The organism is Sphingopyxis sp. L1A2A, from assembly GCF_005502465.1.
GTDB lineage: Bacteria > Pseudomonadota > Alphaproteobacteria > Sphingomonadales > Sphingomonadaceae > Sphingopyxis.
Window position 1 is genome coordinate 145,416 of record NZ_SCOT01000002.1, and the last position, 15,780, is coordinate 161,195.

The 15,780-nt window shown below is 63.9% G+C and carries 14 protein-coding genes; 11 read left to right on the plus strand and 3 right to left on the minus strand.

The window, feature by feature from the left end:
• Window positions 1–142 precede the first annotated feature (142 nt).
• The 6 genes from FFS68_RS02225 (at window position 143) to FFS68_RS02250 (ending at window position 7,979) form a co-directional block, all read left to right on the plus strand.
• The gene (locus FFS68_RS02225; RefSeq protein WP_137751669.1) at window positions 143–2,005 is read left to right on the plus strand and encodes a 2-oxoacid:acceptor oxidoreductase subunit alpha; all 1,863 of its coding nucleotides are present in this window, start codon (window positions 143–145) and stop codon (window positions 2,003–2,005) included.
• On the plus strand, window positions 2,002–3,039 hold the full coding sequence (locus FFS68_RS02230; protein WP_137751670.1) for a 2-oxoacid:ferredoxin oxidoreductase subunit beta: 1,038 nt from the start codon (window positions 2,002–2,004) through the stop codon (window positions 3,037–3,039). Before FFS68_RS02225 ends, FFS68_RS02230 begins: the two co-directional genes overlap by 4 nt.
• An 89-nt stretch (window positions 3,040–3,128) precedes the next feature.
• Window positions 3,129–4,088: a metal-dependent hydrolase gene (locus FFS68_RS02235; protein ID WP_137751671.1), complete on the plus strand. Its 960-nt coding sequence runs from the start codon at window positions 3,129–3,131 to the stop codon at window positions 4,086–4,088.
• Window positions 4,085–5,473, plus strand: a complete 1,389-nt coding sequence (locus FFS68_RS02240) for a deoxyribodipyrimidine photo-lyase (protein ID WP_137751672.1) — start codon at window positions 4,085–4,087, stop codon at window positions 5,471–5,473. The genes FFS68_RS02235 and FFS68_RS02240 overlap by 4 nt, the downstream gene beginning before the upstream one ends.
• A 35-nt stretch (window positions 5,474–5,508) precedes the next feature.
• Entirely contained in the window at window positions 5,509–6,789 is a 1,281-nt protein-coding gene (locus FFS68_RS02245; RefSeq protein WP_137751768.1) for a cyclopropane-fatty-acyl-phospholipid synthase family protein, read from the plus strand.
• A gap of 113 nt (window positions 6,790–6,902) precedes the next feature.
• Window positions 6,903–7,979 (plus strand): serine hydrolase domain-containing protein, encoded by a 1,077-nt coding sequence (locus FFS68_RS02250; protein WP_249339990.1) that lies wholly within the window; start codon window positions 6,903–6,905, stop codon window positions 7,977–7,979.
• Between the two features lie 153 nt (window positions 7,980–8,132).
• Here FFS68_RS02250 and FFS68_RS02255 read toward each other — a convergent pair whose 3' ends face one another.
• From FFS68_RS02255 to purF, 3 genes are all read right to left on the minus strand, one after another.
• Window positions 8,133–8,519: a hypothetical protein gene (locus FFS68_RS02255; RefSeq protein ID WP_137751674.1), complete on the minus strand. Its 387-nt coding sequence runs from the start codon at window positions 8,517–8,519 to the stop codon at window positions 8,133–8,135.
• A gap of 61 nt (window positions 8,520–8,580) precedes the next feature.
• Window positions 8,581–9,309: an SDR family NAD(P)-dependent oxidoreductase gene (locus FFS68_RS02260; protein ID WP_137751769.1), complete on the minus strand. Its 729-nt coding sequence runs from the start codon at window positions 9,307–9,309 to the stop codon at window positions 8,581–8,583.
• Window positions 9,310–9,319: 10 nt separating this feature from the next.
• Entirely contained in the window at window positions 9,320–10,777 is a 1,458-nt protein-coding gene (gene purF / locus FFS68_RS02265; RefSeq protein ID WP_137751675.1) for an amidophosphoribosyltransferase, read from the minus strand.
• Window positions 10,778–10,918: 141 nt separating this feature from the next.
• Here purF and hisI point away from each other — a divergent pair, with 141 nt between their 5' ends.
• Genes hisI through FFS68_RS02290 form a run of 5 tightly spaced genes read left to right on the plus strand, consistent with a single transcriptional unit; the run spans window position 10,919 to window position 15,735 of the window.
• Window positions 10,919–11,299, plus strand: a complete 381-nt coding sequence (gene hisI, locus FFS68_RS02270) for a phosphoribosyl-AMP cyclohydrolase (protein WP_137751676.1) — start codon at window positions 10,919–10,921, stop codon at window positions 11,297–11,299.
• Window positions 11,286–11,840 carry a hypothetical protein gene (locus FFS68_RS02275; protein ID WP_137751677.1) on the plus strand — a complete coding sequence of 185 codons (555 nt, stop codon included), beginning with the start codon at window positions 11,286–11,288 and terminating at the stop codon, window positions 11,838–11,840. Before hisI ends, FFS68_RS02275 begins: the two co-directional genes overlap by 14 nt.
• Window positions 11,841–11,891: 51 nt before the next feature.
• On the plus strand, window positions 11,892–12,323 hold the full coding sequence (locus FFS68_RS02280; protein ID WP_088439096.1) for a MerR family DNA-binding transcriptional regulator: 432 nt from the start codon (window positions 11,892–11,894) through the stop codon (window positions 12,321–12,323).
• 52 nt (window positions 12,324–12,375) lie between these two features.
• On the plus strand, window positions 12,376–14,178 hold the full coding sequence (locus FFS68_RS02285) for an acyl-CoA dehydrogenase C-terminal domain-containing protein (protein ID WP_137751678.1): 1,803 nt from the start codon (window positions 12,376–12,378) through the stop codon (window positions 14,176–14,178).
• 45 nt (window positions 14,179–14,223) lie between these two features.
• Window positions 14,224–15,735, plus strand: coding sequence for a phospholipase D-like domain-containing protein (locus FFS68_RS02290; protein ID WP_137751679.1), 1,512 nt, complete (start codon window positions 14,224–14,226; stop codon window positions 15,733–15,735).
• Window positions 15,736–15,780 lie beyond the last annotated feature (45 nt).

The window sequence follows — 15,780 nt, forward strand, 5'->3', positions numbered from 1 at the left end:
ATCGCGCCCGATAATTCAATGGCAATTGGCAACTCATTGGGCGTTTGAAGTTTGCAGCGCACAATTTTTTCTGAATTGCGGCATCGCGCCCACAGGCCTAGGCCAGCGTCACAGGTTCGCAAGATTCAAGGCAGAAGATAAAATGGCGACAGCGGTAGTGGACGAAGCCGACAAGCGGCAGTCCCCCCTTTCGGATGCGGTAGTAGTCAGATTTGCGGGTGATAGCGGCGACGGGATGCAGCTGACCGGTGGTCAGTTCACCCTGTCGTCGGCGCTGGCGGGCAACGACTTTGCGACCTTCCCCGATTTCCCGGCGGAGATCCGCGCGCCGCAGGGCACGTTGTTCGGGGTGTCGGCCTTCCAGATCAACTTCGGATCATCGGCGATCGACACCGCGGGCGACGCGCCCGATGTGCTCGTCGCGATGAACCCGGCGGCGCTCAAGACGAATGTGCCGTCGCTCAAGCAGGGCGGGCTGATCATCGCCGACGAGGGCGAGTTCAACGATCGCAACCTCGCCAAGGCGAAATATGACGCCAACCCGCTCGACGATGGTAGCCTTGCGAAGTGGCAGTTGCTCAAGCTGAACATCAGCCAGCTGACCATGGATGCAGTGAAGCCCTTTGGGCTTGGCAACAAGGAAGCGCTGCGCTGCAAGAATATGTGGACGCTGGGGCTCGCGCTCTGGATGTTCGATCGCGATCGTGCGCCGCTCGTTGACTGGTTGAATGCCAAATTCGCCAAGGCACCCGATCTGGCCGCCGCCAATATCGCGGCGCTCAATGCCGGCCATGCTTATGGCGAGACTGCGGAGCTGGCCGGGCCGCTCCAGCAACACCATGTCGATCCCGCGCCCGTCGCGCCGGGGCTGTATCGCACGCTCACTGGTGCTGAGGGCATCGCGCTCGGCCTTGTCGCGGGGGCGCAGTTGGCAAAGCTGCCGATGTTCTTCGGCGGCTATCCGATCACTCCGGCGTCGGCGATCCTCCACCATCTGTCGCGGCTCAAGGAATATGACGTCACAACCTTCCAGGCCGAGGACGAAATCGCCGCGATCTGCTCGGCGATCGGCGCGAGCTATGCCGGCTCGCTCGGCGTCACCAGCTCGTCGGGGCCGGGGATCGCGCTGAAGGGCGAGGCGATGGGCCTGGCGATCATGACCGAGCTGCCGCTGGTCATCGTCAATTCGCAGCGCGGCGGCCCGTCGACCGGCCTGCCGACCAAGACCGAACAATCGGACCTGTATCAGGCGGTCTATGGCCGCAACGGCGATGCCCCGATGCCCGTCATTGCCGCGCGATCGCCCGGCGATGCGTTTGAATGCGCGGTCGAGGCGGTGCGGATCGCGGTGCAATATATGACCCCGGTGATGCTGCTCACCGACGGCTATATCGCCAACGCTGCTGAACCCTGGGCGGTGCCTGATCTCACGACTTACGAGGCATTCCCGGTCGAGTTCCTGACCGAGGTGCCCGAAGGCGGGTTCAAGCCCTATGGCCGCGACGAAAAGCTCAAGCGTCCGTGGGTCAAGCCCGGGACGCCCGGGCTGCTTCACCGGATCGGCGGGATCGAGAAGGAAATCGACACCGGCCACATCAATTACGAAGCGTCGAACCACCAGGCGATGACCGACATTCGCAAGGCCAAGATCGACGGCATCGCGGTGCCCGATCAGGTCGTCGAACTCGGCGCCGAGGGCGGCAAGCTCGCGGTCGTCGGCTGGGGCTCGACCTTTGGCCCGATCCATCAGGCGGTGCGCCGCAAACGCGCCGAGGGGCTCGACGTCAGCCACGTCCATATCCGCCATATCTGGCCGCTGCCCGCCAATCTGGGCGCGCTGCTCAAAAGCTATGACAAGGTCATCGTGCCCGAAATGAACACCGGCCAGCTCAAGACCGTGCTGCGCGACCAATATCTGGTCGATGCCCAGCCGGTGAACAAGGTGTCGGGCCAGCCCTTCACGATCGCTGAGATCGAAGCCGCCATCGAGGAGGCACTCAAGTGAACGAGATGACGACCATCGCCCGCACCACGACGCTGAAGGATTGGGAAACCGATCAGGAAGTCCGCTGGTGCCCCGGCTGCGGCGACTATGCGATCCTGAAGGCGGTGCAGCGCACGATGCCAGAAATCGGCACGACGCCCGAAAATACCGTGTTCATCAGCGGCATCGGCTGCTCTTCGCGCTTTCCCTATTATATGGAAACCTATGGCTTCCACACGATCCACGGCCGTGCGCCGGCGTTCGCGACCGGGCTGAAGCTCGCCAATCCGAACCTCGATGTGTGGATCGTCACCGGCGACGGCGACGGGCTGTCGATCGGCGGCAACCACACGATGCACCTGATCCGCCGCAATCTCGATTGCCAGATCATGTTGTTCAACAACGAGATTTACGGGCTGACCAAGGGGCAATATTCGCCGACCAGCCGCGTTGGCACGACCAGCCCGTCGACCCCCTATGGCTCGGTCGACCGTCCGGCGCAGCCCGCCGCCTTCGCGCTCGGTGCCGGATCGCGGTTCGTGGCGCGCGGCTTTGACGTGTCAAAAAAGCTGCCCGAGGTGTTGAAAGCGGCCCATGCCCACAAGGGCGCGGCATTTATCGAGATTTTCCAGAACTGTATCGTCTATAATAAAGACGTGTTCGAGGATTTTGCGGCACCGAAAGGCGCCGAGGATCGCCAGCTCTGGCTCGAGAATGGCGAACCGATGCTCTATGCCAAGGGCACCAAGGGCATCGCGCTCGACGCCGAGGCGTTGCACCTCAAGACCGTCGATGTCGTCGATGGCGACTGGCAGTCCGCCGGGGTCATCGTCCACGACGTCACCAACCGCAGCGTCGCGCATATGTTGGTCGAAATGCGCTTCGGTGAATTCCCGATGGCGCTCGGCGTCCTCTACGACGATCCGCGCCCGACCTTCGAGGCCGATGTCTGGCGCCAGAATGCGGCGGCCGCCGAAGGCAAGACCGCCGATCTGCAGAGCCTGCTGAAAAAAGGGCAGACGTGGACGGTGACCGAGGGCGGCCCCGACCTGTAACGCCAGCGCAACCGGCTTTGGCTATGCGGAGCGTGAACCGGTCCGCATAGCGCATTGCAAAGCGGCCCGATCCACGCCACCAAGCGGCGATGGATAATCTGACGCACAGCCTCGTTGGCGCGGTTCTCGGCCAGATGGGGCTCAAAAAGAAAACCGGGTTGGCGATCCCGACGCTGATTCTGGCGGCCAACCTGCCCGACGTGGATGCGGCGTGTCTCGCCTGGCTCGACGGGATTCAGCATCTGGGCTTTCGGCGCGGCATCACCCATGGCCCGATCGCGCTGGTCGTGCTGCCGATCCTGCTGTGGGCGGCGATGCTCGCCTTCGATCGCTGGCAGACGAGGCGCGGCAAGCGTCCCGCAGCACGGCCGCCGATCGACAAGGGCTGGTTGCTCGCGCTCGCCTATATCGGTTGCTTCAGCCACCCGGCGCTCGACTGGCTCAACAATTACGGCATCCGCCTGCTCGAACCCTTTTCGTCGCAATGGTTTTATGGCGATACGATCTTCATCATCGACCTGTGGATATGGATCGCGCTGGGCCTGTCGGTGTGGCTGTCGCTGCGCCGCGAGCGCGCTGGCGCGGGCCATTGGCAGCGGCCCGCATGGGTCGGTTTCACGGCGGTTTGCGCCTATATCTTCGCCAATGGCCTGATCACCGGCGCCGCCGAACGGACGACTGCGAGCGCGCTGGCAGCGAGCGGGCATCGCGGCGCCCTGGTTGTCGCCAGCCCGCCGCCGCTGGCCTTCTGGCAGCGCGATGTCTTCTGGCGCACCGCAGAGCGTTATGGGAACGGGAGCTTTACGCCTGGCGTGGGCGGAAATCTGGACATCAGTGGGCAGCCGACCGGGATGGACGACCCGCGCCTGAAAACATGGCTGATGGGCGACCCCGACGCCCGCGCCTTCCTGTTCTGGGCGCGGATGCCGGTGGCGCAGGCCGATGGTGATGCGATCCTGCTGCGCGACCAGCGCTTCATGCATCCGCTGGCGCAGGACCGGTTTCAGGCGCGGCTGACGGCGCCCGACACCGCCACTCACGACGAATGACCCCGCCGACTATTCTGTGGTTCCGCCGCGACCTGCGCCTGTCGGATCAGGCGGCGCTGATCGCTGCGGCCGCCGAAGGTCCGGTCATCCCGGTCTTCATCCTAGACGACGAGACGCCCCGGCATCGCCGCATGGGCGCGGCGTCGCGCTGGTGGCTGCACCACAGCCTCGCCAGCCTCGATGCCAGCTTGCGCGAAAAAGGATCGCGCTTGATATTGCGGCGCGGCAAGTGCGAGGAACAACTGGCTCAGATTGCCGAAGAAACCGGCGCGCGTCGGGTGTATTGCCTCCGCCATTACGAGCCATGGTGGCGTAACGCGGAAAAGGCGGTGGCGAAGCGACTCGACCTGATTTGCCATGACGGCAATTACCTGCTGCCGCCCGGATCGCTGACCACCGGTGGCGGCACACCCTACAAGATTTACACCCCCTTCTGGCGCGCGCTGAAGGAGCAGATGCCGCCGGCGAACCCGCTGGAAGCGCCGCGCGATATTGCGACGTCGGGGGCATGGCCGGTGTCGGACGTACTGGCCGACTGGAATTTGCGGCCGACTATGCCCGACTGGGCCACCGGTTTTGCCGCCGAATGGCAACCGGGCGAGGCGGGTGCGCGCACGCGTGTGGTCGATTTCATCGACGCCGCGTCCGATTATGACCGCTGCCGCAACCTGCCGTCGCAAGAGGGTAGCTCACGCCTGTCGCCGCACCTCCATTTCGGTGAGGTGTCGCCGGCCGCCATCTGGCATCGCACCGCCGACGCCGGGGGCTCGGTCGATGTGTTTCTGGGCGAGATCGGCTGGCGCGACTATGCCCAGAATATCATCCTGCAATTCCCGGATTATGGCGGGCGCAGCGCGCGCCCGGCCTTTGACGATGATTTGCCGTGGCGCAGCGGCAGCAAGGCCGATGCCGACCTGGCGGCCTGGCAACAGGGCCGCACCGGCTATCCGATTGTCGATGCCGGGATGCGCCAGCTGTGGGCGACGGGGTGGATGCACAACCGGGTGCGGATGATCGCCGCCAGCTTCCTGATCAAGCATCTGCTGATCGACTGGCGGCAGGGCGAGCAATGGTTCTGGGACACGCTGGTCGATGCGGACTATGGATCGAACGCGGTGAACTGGCAGTGGGTGGCGGGCAGCGGCGTCGACAGCAATATGTTCCCGCGCATAATGGCGCCGCTGACGCAGTCGGAAAAATTCGATGCCGCGGCCTATATCCGCTATTGGGTGCCCGAACTTGCCGACGTTACCGAGCCCGCGATCCACGACCCCGACAGCTATGGACAGCGACCGCGCAGCTACCCCGCCAAGATCATCGGTCACCGCGAAGCCCGCGAACGCGCGCTGGCCGCTTATGACGTCATGAAGGCGCGCGGCAACTGATTGTCAGGCGCCGGACTTTGGGGCAGAAAGACACGATGAACACGCATGTCAGCCCGCGCCGTGGCAAGGAATTGCTTCGCGCTGATCGCGCTTATCGCACCGGCGGGTTGTTGGCACGGCTGTTGGCGCTGGCGCCCGCGAACCTGTTTCACCGGCTGCTCGACCGGATCGACGCGGGGCTCGCGCTCGGGACGATCGAGGCGCATTTGCCCGACGGCAGCGTGCGGCTGCTCGGCGGCCGCGGCAAGGGGCCGGTGGCGGTTGTTCATTTGCAGAGTTGGGCGTCGCTGGTGCGCCTCGCGCTGTCAGGATCGGTCGGCTGGTATCGCGCCTGGGACGCGGGCGAGTGGACATCGCCCGATCCGGTGCCGCTGTTCGACCTGTTCATGCGCAACGGCGAGATGCTGGGCGATGTGGCGCGGGCGCGGGGGCCGCTGCGCTGGGTAAACAAGGCGGTCCATGGCCTTCGTCGCAACAACCGCCGCGGCGCCCGGCGAAACATCCATGCTCACTATGATTTGGGCAATGATTTCTATCGCTTGTGGCTCGACCAAGCGATGAATTATTCCAGCGCATTGTTCACCGATCCGGGGCAGTCGCTGGACGAGGCACAGGCGGCCAAGGTCGATGCGATCCTTGACCGGCTGGACTTGCGGTCGGGCAGTCGCCTGCTGGAAATCGGTTGCGGCTGGGGCGCATTGGCCGAACGCGCGGTCGAGCGTCACGATGTGCTCTACACCGGGATCACGCTGTCGCCGTCACAGGCCGAAGTCGCCGACGCGCGGCTTGCCGCGATCGATCTGTCGGGGCGCTCGCGCATCGAAATCTGCGACTATCGCGACGCGCAGGGCCCCTATGACGCGATCGCCAGCGTCGAAATGGTCGAAGCGGTGGGGCAGGCCTATTGGCCGGCCTATCTCGACGCGATCGCCCGCTTGCTGCGTCCGGGGGGCAAGGCGGCGATCCAGTATATCCTGATCAACGACGCGCTGTTCGAACGCTATGCGGTGAGCAGCGATTTCATCCAGGCGTATATCTTCCCGGGTGGCTGCCTGATCTCCGAAAGCCGGTTTCGCGCGCTCGCCGAGGCCCGGGGGCTGGCGTGGCGCGATGTCCACCGGTTCGGCGACGATTATGCCGAAACGCTGCGCCAGTGGCGCGAACGCTTCGACGCGGCGGTCGCTGCTGACCAACTGCCGTCGGGCTTCGATGATCGCTTCGTGCGGCTCTGGCGCTATTATCTGCAATATTGCGAAGGTGGCTTTCGCGGCGGCGGCATCGATGTCGCGCAAGTCACGCTGGAAAAAACAGCCTGAAAACAGGGGAGGGAGTTATGCGACGATATCTGGTAGCGGCGCTTTTGTGCGCCGCGACGACGGGGTGCAATGCGCCCGCTTCCGCCCCGACTGCAGACACGCTGCCAAAGGATATGAATGTGCTGTTCTGGACCCAGGATCAACGCGACGCCGCTTTCCGCACGATGGAGACCGTGCCCAAGGTCGTCGTCAACACGGTTGAGGCGGGTGACGGGGTGTATCCGCTGCCGCAGGGGCAGCCGCTCGACCTTGGCGCCGATGTCGATGCCTATATGGCGAAACAGCGCAACGCCGGGTTGATCATCGTCCAGGATGGCAAGATCCGGCTGGAGAAATATGCGCTTGGCTATGGCGCCGCGGGGCGCTGGACGAGTTTTTCGGTGGCCAAGAGCTTCACCTCGACCCTCGTCGGGGCGGCGGTGAAGGACGGCTATATCAAGAGCCTCGACGATAAGGTGACGGTCTATATCCCGGGGCTCAAGGGTTCGGCCTATGACGACGTGTCGGTGCGGCAGTTGCTGACGATGACCTCGGGCGTCAAATGGAACGAGGATTATACCGATCCGAAATCCGACGTCGCGCAGTTCAATATGCAAAAACCGGTCGCGGGCGAAGACATAACTGTCAGCTATATGAAAACCTTGCCGCGCGAAGCGCCGGCGGGGTCGAAGTGGGTGTACAAGACCGGCGAGACCAATTTGATCGGGGTGCTGGTGTCGAGCGCGACGGGCAAGACGCTGTCGCAATATCTGTCCGAAAAGGTCTGGAAACCGTTCGGGATGGAACAGGATGCGGTGTGGATGCTGGGCGCCACCGGGCACGAAATCAGCGGCTGCTGCATGTCGGCGAGCCTCAAGGATTATGCGCGCTTCGGCCAATTCATGTTGAACGGCGGCGTTGCCGGCGGTCAGAAGGTCGTTCCCGATGACTGGATGACGGCTGCGACCACCAAACAGGCGGGGATCGACCAGCCGGGGCGCGGCTATGGCTATCAATGGTGGACCAACGACGACGGCAGTTATGCGGCGCAGGGCATTTTCGGCCAGGGCATCTTCATCGATCCCAAGCGCAAGCTGGTGATCGCGTCGAACGGCAACTGGCCGACGGCAACCGATCCCGAGGGCGTCGGCGCGGCGCGCGAAGCGTTTTACAAGAGCGTGCAGGCGGCGGTGGATGGGGAGGCGAAATAGAACGCGCTGGTCAACTAAAATAGCTCCGTCATTGCGAGGAGCGAAGCGACGCGGCAATCCAGCGCCCGCGTAACCCGCTCTGGATTGCTTCGCTTCGCTCGCAATGACGATTGTGAAATTGCGCGCCGCCGCCCTTAAAACGCAAACGAGTTTCTACTCGGCGATCATACTCGCCGCCCGCTGCGCCAACCACACCGCAGCAAGCGGAACCGCGACGCCCAGCGCCATGATCCACCAGGTGTCGGCAAGGGTCACGGCGCGGTAGAGCGCGGCACCGATCACCGACCCGGCGACGATCCATCCCGCACCGGTGCCTGCCGAGATGCGCATGGCGAGCCAGGCACCGGCGAAGGTGCCGATGAACCAGCCGACGATCAGCGCAATCGTCGATCCGATCGGGATCAATATCTCGCCGGTGTCGATGTCATATTCGGCGGGCGAAAATTCGCTGCCGGCATATTGGGCCAGCCAGATCAGCCCGAATGCGACGACGATGCCGATCACGGCGGCGATCGCCGATCGCAAAATATCCTTGGTCATAGCTGCGCCCTTGCCAACCCGTCTTATCCGGCTGCCTTAGTGCAGGAAAACAAAGATGGCGTTAAGCCTTTTCCATGACCTTGGGCAGTGCGTGGAACGCGGTGCTGTCAAAGCCGTCGACCATCAGCCCGGCGACAAATTCGCCGACCGCTGCGGGTTCTTTGATGCTCTGGGCATCTTCACCGGGATAGGCGCGCGCGCGCATTTGGGTCCGGGTGCCGCCGGGATCGAGGATCGCGGTGCGGACGGTCGAAATATTGCGCATTTCGGCGCCATAGCTGGTGACCAGCGTCTCGAACGCCGCCTTCGACGCCGCATAAGCGCCCCAATAGGCGCGCGGGGTCCGGGCGACGCCGCTCGACAGTGCGAGCAGGCGGCCGTTCGCGGCGCGGCGCAGCAGCGGGTCGAAATTGGCGATCAGCGCCTGCTGCGCGATCAGGTTCAGCGTCAGCAGCTTGTTGAATTCCTTGCCGTCGATCGCGGCCACCGGAGTCAGCGTGCCGAGCATTGCGGCGTTGAGCACCAGCATGTCGAGCTGTTGCCAGCGTTCGGCCATCGCGCTGGCAAGGCGCGCAATGCTGTCGCCGTCGGTCAGGTCGAGCGGGGCGATCGTCGCGGCGCCGCCCGCCGCGTGGATGCGGTCTTCGAGCGCTTCGAGCCCGCCCGCCGTGCGCGCGGTGATCACGACATGCGCGCCGCGCGCCGCCAGCGCTTCGGCGATCGCTTCGCCGATGCCACGGCTGGCCCCGGTGACGAGCGCAACCTGGCCCGCCAATTCTTCAGTCTTCATCGTCATGGTGTCAGACAACCCGTTCGGCAAGCAGCGAAAATTGATCTTCCAGCCCATGCTCGTCGAAATCGGTCAGGGTGGTCGGATAGTCGCCGGTAAAGCAGGCATCGCAATATTGCGGCGCGTCGTCGCTGCGCTTTGCTTCGCCCAGTGCGCGGTACAGGCCGTCGATGGTGACGAACGACAGGCTGTCGGCATTGATGAAATTCGCCATCTGCCCGACGGTCATCTGCGCCGCCAGCAGCTTGGCGCGCTCAGGGGTGTCGACGCCGTAAAAGCAGCTGTGCTGGGTCGGCGGGCTGGCGATCCGCATATGGACCTCGGCGGCGCCGGCATCGCGCATCATCTGCACGATTTTCAGGCTCGTCGTGCCGCGGACGATCGAATCGTCGATCAGCACGATCCGCTTGCCCGCGATCAGCGCGCGGTTGGCGTTGTGCTTCAACTTGACGCCCAGGTGACGAACCTTGTCGCCCGGCTGGATGAAGGTGCGGCCGACATAGTGCGAGCGGATGATCCCGAGTTCGAACGGGATACCCGATTCCTGCGCATAACCGATCGCCGCAGGGGTGCCCGAATCGGGGACGGGGATGATCAGGTCGGCATCGACCGGGTTTTCGCGCGCCAGTTCGGCGCCGATCGCCTTGCGGACCGAATAGACGCTGGTGCCATCGACGATCGAGTCGGGGCGTGAGAAATAGACATATTCAAAGATGCACGGCCGCGCCGATTGCGACGCAAAGGGCCGATGCGATTTCAGCTGACCGTCGCGGATGATCACCAGTTCGCCGGGCTCGACCGAGCGGACAAATTCAGCGCCAACAACGTCGAGCGCCACGGTTTCCGATGCCAGAATATGCGCATCGCCCAGCTTGCCGATGACGAGCGGGCGGATCCCGAGTGGATCGCGGCACCCGATCATTCCCTCGGCGGTGAGGCAGATCAGCGAATAGGCGCCCTCGACCTGTTTCAGCGCGTCGATGAAGCGGTCGATCAGTGACCGATAGCTAGACGTCGCGACAAGATGGATGATCACCTCGGTATCGCTGGTCGATTGAAAGATCGAGCCGCGGCGAACGAGCAATTTTTTGAGCGCCGTCGCATTGGAAATATTGCCGTTATGCGCGACCGCAAAGCCGCCGGTGGACAGGTCGGCGAACAGCGGCTGGACGTTGCGCAGCGCGGTCTCGCCGGTCGTTGAATAGCGGACATGGCCGATCGCCGATCCGCCCTGCAACTGGCGCATGATCTCGTCGCGGTCGAAATTGCCCGCGACATGGCCCATCGCGCGATGCGTGTGGAATTCCTTGCCGTCAAAGGCGGTAATGCCTGCGGCTTCCTGTCCACGGTGCTGCAGGGCGTGCAGCCCCAGCGCGACGACCGCGGCGGCGCTGTCGGCGCCATGAATACCAAAGACGCCGCACTCCTCGCGGAGTTTGTCGTCGTCGAAGGGGTGTGTGGTGAGCATGATGGTCCAGCAGCGAGGGCAGTGACTGGCGCGCATATAGGGACGGCAATCGCAAATGTCGCCCCCATATTCACGATATTGTCATCGCGCCTGCGAACGACGGGGTGACAGGGGCTTTGATCCTGCTCTAAGGCGCGGGACATGGACGATCAGCGCGACACCGCCGACCACTTCATTCCGCGGTTCGACGCGGCAGGGCTGGTGACCGCGATCGTCACCGATGCGGACACCGGGGTGCTGTTGATGGTCGCGCATATGAATGCCGAAGCGATCGAGCGGACGCAGGCGACGGGGCAGGCGCATTTCTGGTCGCGCTCGCGCGGCGCGCTGTGGCGCAAGGGCGAAACGTCGGGCAACGGATTGACGCTGGTCGAGATGCGCGTCGATTGCGATCAGGATGCGCTGCTGCTGCGCGTGACACCCGCCGGCCCGGCCTGCCACACCGGACGGCGGAGCTGTTTTTATCGCCGCGTCGAAGCCGATGGCAGCCTGACCTTCCTGACCGACGATGCACAGGGCTAGCGCCGCGCTGGCATGTGCGGCGCTGTTGCTCGCCGGGTGCGAGCGACCGACCTCGGGCAACAGCGGGCAGGGGATCGACGCCGACAACCCGCTGGAGCAGGCGGCCCGCGAGCGCGGCGTCGTCCGGGCCGATCCTACATCGCCGGTCGGGGTGTTTGAACGCACCCACGATCTGGGGCGCGACGCGATGTGCGTCGTGCCCGACGGGGCAGGGCAGTGGCGCTTTGCGGTCACCGCGGCGTTCGGCGCCACCCTGTCCTGCCCGGCAAGCGGCACCATGACGCGCGATCACGGCGGTTGGCGGCTGCGCTTCGCCGGCACCGATGGCTGCGAGGCGTTGGTTCATGAGGAGGAGGACGAGCTGCGCCTTCCCGGAAGCTTGCCGCCACAATGCGCCACGCTCTGCCCCGCCCGCGCCTCGCTGTCGGGTTTACGGCTGCCGCGCGCCAGCTGGTCGGCCGACGATGCGCGGGGCTTGCAGATCCGTGATCGACAGGGCAATATGCACCAGCCCTGCGGGGTCCGACCGGCCCCAAAATAGGCCGATTTGCCGGTCTTGACGTTCACGTCAACGGAAACTAGTTTCATCGGCATGACCGAACCATATGGCCACGCCCATATCGATACGCCCGATCACCTGGGGCGCGAACAATTCAGCATCACCGACTTGTCGACCGAGTTCGGCGTCACCGCACGTGCGCTGCGTTTTTATGAGGATGAAGGGCTGATCAGCCCGTCGCGCAAGGGATTGTCGCGCATCTATTCGAAACGTGACCGCGCCCGGCTGGCGTGGATATTGCGGGCGAAGCGGACGGGCTTCAGCCTGGCCGACATCCGCGAGATGATCGACCTGTACGACGTCGGCGATGGTCGCAAGCTGCAACGGCAGGTAACGATCGAGAAATGCGAACAGCGCATTGGCTTGTTGCAGCGGCAGCGCGACGATATCGACAGCGCTGTCGAAGAATTGTCGCGGTTCATCGATATGGTGAAGAAAGTCGACGCCGGCCAAAAGGTCGGTTGAGCCTCTCCCCAGGCAAGTGACATTGCGAACCTGATTTTCAGAAGGATATCCCATGCCCGTCTATCGCGCGCCTGTGCAAGACAGCCTTTTCCTCCTCAACGACGTGCTGGGGGTCGAGCGTTATGCGAACCTGCCCGGTTTCGCCAACGCGACCCCCGATATGATCGAGGCGGTGCTGACCGAAGCCGGCAAATTTTGCGAGGAAGTGCTGTTCCCGATCAACCAGTCGGGCGATCTGGCAGGCTGCACGCGCCACGACGATGGATCGGTAACCACGCCCAAGGGCTTCCAAGAAGCCTATAAGGCCTATTGTGACGCCGGCTGGACGCTGCTGACCCAGCCCGAAGAATTCGGCGGTCAGGGGCTGCCACATGTCGTCGGCTTTCCGGTCGAAGAATATCGCATGGCGGCGAACCAGGCCTTTGCGATGTATCCGGGGCTGACCCAGGCGGCGGTCGCGGCGATCCTGGTCAAGGGATCGGACGAGCAGAAGGCGCTTTATGCGCCGCGGATGATTTCGGGCGAGTGGGGCGGGACGATGAACCTGACCGAACCGCATTGCGGCACCGACCTTGGCCTGATCCGTACCCGCGCGGTGCCGAACGGTGACGGCAGCTATGACGTCACCGGAACCAAGATCTTCATTTCGTCGGGTGAGCATGACCTGACCGACAACATCGTCCACCTGGTGCTCGCCAAGACCCCCGACGCACCCGACAGCGTCAAGGGCATCTCGCTGTTCATCGTGCCCAAGTTCCTGGTCAACGACGACGGCTCGTTGGGCGACCGCAACACGCTGCAATGCGGGTCGATCGAGCACAAGATGGGAATCCATGCCAATTCGACCTGCGTGATGAACTATGACGGCGCCAAGGGCTGGATGGTCGGCGAGGAGAATAAGGGCCTTGCCGCGATGTTCGTGATGATGAACGCGGCGCGCCTCGGCGTCGGCATCCAGGGGCTGGGGCAAGCCGACATCGCGTTCCAGAATGCCGTCGCCTATGCGCAGGACCGCCGTCAGGGCCGCGCGCTCACCGGCCCTGCCGATCCGCAGGAAAAGGCCGACCCGCTGTTCGTCCATCCCGACGTCCGCCGCATGCTGATGGATGCCAAGGCCACCGTCGAAGGACTGCGCGCGCTGTGCCTGTGGGGCGCCTTGCAGGTTGATCTGGCGCATGTCGCCGAGACCGAGGAAGAACGCCAGCAAGCCGACGACCTCGTCAGTCTGCTCACCCCGGTGATCAAAGGCTATGGCACCGACAAGGGTTATGACGTCGCGACCAACGCGCAGCAGGTGTTCGGCGGCCACGGCTACATCGAGGAACATGGCATGAGCCAATATGTCCGCGATGCCCGCATCACGATGATCTATGAAGGCGCGAACGGCGTTCAGGCGATGGATCTGGTCGGGCGCAAGCTGGCACAGAATGGCGGGCGCGCGATCCAGGCGTTCTTTGCGATCATCGATGCCGAATGCGGCCGCGCCAAAGACAATGAAGCGCTCGCCGACTTTGCCGGTCGGCTCGAAAAGGCGAACGGCGAGCTCAAGGCGGCGACGATGTGGTTCATGCAGAACGGCATGGTCAACCCGAACAACATCGGCGCCGGCGCGCACCATTATATGCACATCATGGGAATCGTCGCACTGGGATCGATGTGGCTGATGATGGCCGAAGCGGCCGGGAAAGCACTCGCGGAAGGGCGCGGCAACAAGCCGTTCCTCGAAGCCAAGCTGGTCACCATGCGCCATTTCGGCGAACGATTCCTGCCCGACGCCGGGTCGCTGCGCCGCAAGATCGAAGCGGGCAGTGAAGCGATGATGGCGCTGACGCCCGAGCAATTTTACGCCGCCTGATCGGGCCCGCCGGAACCATCGCCCGCGCCGTGCGTGGCGTGGGCGATGAGCACGCCGGCAAGCCAGGGGGCATTGGTCCCGATCGTCATTGAAGGCCGCAATTGCTGGCGCATCGAACGCGCCAACAAGGCGCGGATGATCGTCGATGCCGCCGACTATTATGCGCTGCTCGAACGGTTGATGGCGGGGGCGAAGGAACGCATCCTGCTGATCGGCTGGGATTTCGATCCGCGCATCCCCCTGATCCCCGATGCAAAGGGCAAAGGCGAATCGCTCGGCCATTATCTGCTCCGCCTCGCGAAAGACCGACCCCAGCGTGATATCGACATATTGCGCTGGAACTTCGGCGGCCTGAAGCATCTTTTCGTCCCGTCGATCGTCGGCATGATCCTGCGCTGGAAAATGACGAAGTCGATCAGCTTCCGCCTCGACAGCGCGCATCCGGTCGGGTGCAGCCATCACCAGAAAGTCGCGGTGTTCGACGATCATCTGGCGGTGTGCGGCGGCATCGACGTCAGTTCGGCGCGGTGGGACACGCGCGATCATGTCGATGATGATCCGCGGCGGACCGGTCCCGATGGCAAACCCTATATGCCGTGGCACGATTCGACGATGATCCTGTCGGGGCCGATCGGCACCGCGCTTGCCGACCTCGGCAACGAACGCTGGCAGCGCGCCACGAACAAACCACTCCGCGATCTCAGCGGGGCGGGCGAAAATTGGCCCAAAGACCTCGAAGCAGATTTCAAGGACGTCGATGTCGCGATTTCGCGAACCAGCGCCGAATATGATGGCCGCGCCGAAGTGCGTGAGAACGAGCAACTCTATCTCGACATGATCGCCGGCGCGAAGCGCTTCATCTATTTCGAGAATCAATATTTCACGAGCGGCGCGATTGCCGCGGCGATTGCCGCGCGGCTTGAAGAAGACGATCCGCCCGAATTCGTGATGGTCATGCCGCTCACCGCCGATGGCTGGCTCGAACAGATGGCGATGGACGCCGCGCGGGTCCAGCTGGTCCGCTCGATCGCCAAATCGCGCCGCGGCGACCGGCTGAAAGTCTATGTGCCGCATACCAGGGGCGGCGATCCGATCTATGTTCACGCCAAGACCGCGATCGTCGATGACCGTTTGCTGCGGATCGGCTCGTCGAACCTCAACAATCGATCAATGGGGCTCGACAGCGAATGTGATGTGACGATCGACGCGGCGCTATCCGCAAATCGCGGCGTAGAGCCGGTGATCGCGCGCCTGCGGACATCGCTGCTCGCCGAGCATCTGGGTGTTGCCGACGCAGAGGTTGCGGCATCCTATGAACGCACCGGTTCGTTGATCGACACGATCGAGGCGCTGCGCGGCGACGGCCGCTCGCTCGAACTGCTCGACCTGGTGCCGCCCGGCCCGCTCGACCAATTTATCGCCGACAATGAAGTGCTGGACCCGACCAGCCCCGACGCGATGTTTGAAGGTTTTGCCGACCGCGGCCTGAAGAAAAGCTGGCACCGCGGGCGAAGCTGGATAAAGCGGCACCGGCCGTTTCGGCATAGGTCGAACTGAAATTCCGTTCGCATCGAGCGAAGTCGACATGCCCCCCGGCTTGGC